We start from the raw sequence: 3,722 nt of genomic DNA, 5'->3' as shown, positions 1-3,722 counted from the left end.
TTGCCGGCGATGGCCAGGCGCGCTGGTTGAAAAGAGTGGCAGGCAAGGTCGGATTTATGGCACCGGATGGCCGCTGGCTTATAGAGCCGGTCTTCGAGGACGCGGGAGTACTAAGCCATGACCGCGTGGCTTTTCGGCACGAGTGGTTATGGGGATATCTGGACACCCATGGGACCGAGGTCGTTTCGCCCCGGTTTCACTCCGCTGCGGATTTTCAGGAGGGTCTGGCGCGGGTCCAGAGCAACAAGAACCACCTTTACGGCTTTATCGCCGTCGACGGAAGCTGGGTCATCGAACCTGTGTTTACCAAGGCTGAGCACATGTTCGATGGGCTTACTCTGGTGGAGAATGAACAGTTTCAAGAATATGTGGATTCTCAGGGTCGTAGAGCCATCAAGATCGACTTTGCCCATGCGCACTCTTTCGCTTCAGGGATGGCTCTTGTCTGCAATGATATGAGCGGCCCCTTTGGATTTATCGATAAATCTGGCGGAGTGGTCATTCCTCTGGATCTGGAAGCTGCGTGGCATTTCTGTCAGGGGTATGCTCCGGCCATGAAAAACGGGAAGTGGGGGCACCTTGATCAAGCTGGCGGCTGGGCGGTTCAGCCCGTTTACCAACGGGTTGATTATTTATTTAACGGGTTTGCGAGGGTGATGAAGGATGACCACTGGGGCGTGGTGGACACCCAGGGCAAAGTCATTGTTTCGCCCCGATTCAACACAATCGAAATCTCGGGTGAGTTTTTCAAGGTCAAAGAGGGAAAGATGCACGGCTTGCTAAACCGTAACGGCGAGCAGGTGGTTGAACCGCGCTACACTGGAATGGGCGGTGTAGCCGAGAATCTCATCCCGGTCAAAGAAGCTGAAGACACACTATGGGGGTACATCGACGTGCACGGTCAATGGGCCATAGAGCCCCGGTATGCGGCTGCCCATGATTTCGGAAACGGTCACGCCCTGATCAAAGCCGCTGATTCCCAACCCGGGATTATCAATACCGATGGAATGATCACAGCTACACTGAATGTGGAACTGAACGAGGCGGGGCCCTTTGCTGCAAGCGGCGTAGCGTGGATTTGCCTCGGTGGAAAATACGGCCTGGTGCGGGTAGATGGAAGGATACTGCTGGACCCCGAGCTAGAAGAGGTAAACGGGACCGGTTCCGATTGGATTCGGGTGAAATACCCGTCGCGTTGAATATCCGGGGATTGTGCTCCGGAATGAGGGCTCCCTTTAAACTGGTAATGAATTACCTTATCAATTAAGTTAAGTGTTCGCTACGCTACTCGAGATTCAAGGAGTCTGGATTATGGATAATATCATCACAGCATTTAAAAATGTTTTGACCAAGGCTCAAAAGCTTAACGCATCCGATATCCATCTCTGCGTGGGTACTTCATGGAAATACCGTATCAACGGTCAGATTGTTCCCATAAAGAACCTGCCGCCTCTTAAACAATCCGATACGGAAGCCATAGTCCGGCACATTATTCTGTTGTCCAAGAATTTTCTGGGGCAGGATATGGACGATTTCATCCACCTTCTCCAGGATTTCGACTGTTCCTACTCGGTCTCGGGAGTATCCAGATTTCGAGTTAACATCTGCCGTCAGAGGGGTACGTTCTCCATAGTATTGCGAGTTATTCCCTTCGAAACGCCAACCATTGATAAACTCGGTCTGCCATCCGTAATCAAGAATATCTCCATGGAGGAACGGGGGTTGATCCTGGTCACGGGTATAACCGGCAGCGGCAAATCAACAACCCTGGCAGCCATAATCAACCACATCAATAACTCGAAACCATGCAAAATAGTCACAATAGAGGATCCCATCGAATACCTGCACAACGAGATCAAGGCATCAGTTATTCAGAGGGAAGTGGGGGCCGATACCGAAAGTTTCCACAAGGCACTTCGTGCTACTCTCCGACAGGATCCCGATATAATCCTGGTTGGCGAGATGCGGGATAAAAGCACCATCGAGATCGCTCTCAAGGCTGCAGAAACAGGTCATCTGGTGTTGTCTACACTGCACACACTGGACGCACCCAAATCGATTCAGCGCATCATAAGTGTTTTTGATCTCAACGAACAGAAAATACTGAGAGAACGCCTTTCAGCAACGATCAAGTCGGTAATTTCTCAACGCCTGCTGCGCCGGGCTGACAACAAGGGCCGTATTGCCGTTTTTGAAATCATGCGTGCTACACTGACCATTCAGACCTGCATCAAGGATGAAAAGAAGACTGACACTATCAGGGATCTAATAGCCAGTGGCGGTGATCAGTACGGCATGCAGACCTTCGATCAGCATCTGATGGATCTTTACAACAGAAAGGTCATTGACCTGGCTACGGCAAAATCAGCCGCCTCCAGTCCTGATGATTTTGAACGAGATGTCCAGTTCGTATAGGATATTCGTAATCGGAGGTGTGGATTTTCCCTTCCGAAGTCAGTACGATTAAATCACCATCAGAAACTTGTTTCAGCCCATATTCACAGGAAAGGGATATAACAGCAAGAGATTAAAATTTACCTGTATGAAATCAAACATCTCAAAAGAGCGGTTTTGGGCTTTTCCTACAAATCAACGTCCGGCAGACCGGTTTCCAGTTCATTTAAATCCATCAGCATGCGCGCCGCGATACCTGTCCAGATATATGTTTTATGATAACCTGCCCATTGATCATCCGGGCTGTAAAATTCCCACAAATTGTGATCATGTTTCAACTGATCAATTATTGCCGCTAACACTATATCCGCTAACTGTTCAGCCTGATAATAGTATCCGTAATTGATCAATCCTCTAAAGATCAGGTACTGCCATTGAACCCAGACCGGACCGTTCCAGTAACCTTCAGGATTATAGTAGACATCATCAGCTGCCAGTGAAGGAATTCCATAAACGCGCCAGAATTTATCCGGATCGGTCAGCACCTGAACAAGTTCTTCGGCCTGCTCCTCTGTTGCGCTGTTTGCCCACAGTGGAAGAAAACCAATAATTTCCCGACGTTTCAGATCATCGGGAGAATTGAATGTAAAGTCATGATCTGTTATATCAACATGATAAAAGAAACCGGTCTGCTCATCCCAGAAGGTATTATTGATTGCATGCATGCGTTGCGCCGACTCATTTGTCCAGTAATCGTATTCACTCGTATTTCCCAGTTCCAAAGCCATTTGAGCTAATGAATACGCTTCACTTACCAACATGACATTCAAATCCAAACCTTCAAAGTTTGCAGGCCAGCCGACCTGATCCCAGACAGCCACATATCCGTCGCGCAAACTTTCCAATACAGCGTGGGCTCCCCATTCACAGAGGCTGTCGGAATCGGCGTTCCGGTTATCCAGCCAGTACTGATAGAATTCTGATCCGGATTGATAGGCATCCTGCAGAAACAGTGTATCTCCTGTAATTTTATAAATCTCCCAATTTTCCCAGTTGAACAAGGGAGCGGATGTTGTGTATTGACCGGCGTGTGGAATCGTTTCATTCAAATAAGGACCGGTTCGATAATTGATATACCCGTCCTCCCATTGCCGTTCCATATAAACGCGCTGGGAATTCATAGCGCTTTGTCCGTCCATAAAAGCATAGGCAATCATTACCAGGCTTTCATGGAAAACCTGACCGCCGTGTCCCCAACCCCAGGTCGGTTCACGTGAGAAAACATAATAATTATAGGAGCATTCCCCTTCCGGCGGCATCATACACTG

At 48.8% G+C, this 3,722-nt stretch carries 3 protein-coding genes; 2 read left to right on the top strand and 1 reads right to left on the bottom strand.

The genetic code is table 11. The features are described from left to right. Together K8R76_05330 and K8R76_05325 are read left to right on the top strand one after the other, a co-directional pair. Window positions 1–1,199: WG repeat-containing protein (locus K8R76_05330; GenBank protein MCD4847594.1), on the top strand; the 1,199-nt coding region annotated here is incomplete at its 5' end. 112 nt (window positions 1,200–1,311) lie between these two features. Then, window positions 1,312–2,415 carry a PilT/PilU family type 4a pilus ATPase gene (locus K8R76_05325; GenBank protein MCD4847593.1) on the top strand — a complete coding sequence of 368 codons (1,104 nt, stop codon included), beginning with the start codon at window positions 1,312–1,314 and terminating at the stop codon, window positions 2,413–2,415. Window positions 2,416–2,582: 167 nt separating this feature from the next. On the opposite strand, the gene K8R76_05320 is transcribed toward K8R76_05325, so the two are convergent. Next, a partial coding sequence (locus K8R76_05320; GenBank protein ID MCD4847592.1) for a hypothetical protein occupies window positions 2,583–3,722 on the bottom strand: 1,140 nt, incomplete at its 5' end.

This window comes from Candidatus Aegiribacteria sp. (assembly GCA_021108435.1).
GTDB lineage: Bacteria > Fermentibacterota > Fermentibacteria > Fermentibacterales > JCC-6 > Aegiribacteria.
This window is presented reverse-complemented; position numbering and strand designations above follow the sequence as displayed.

What these genes read in the sequence shown, in the direction of transcription:
- K8R76_05325 (MCD4847593.1), top strand. Translation starts at nt 1,312, where the DNA reads ATGGATAATATCATCACAGCATTTAAAAATGTTTTGACCAAGGCTCAA.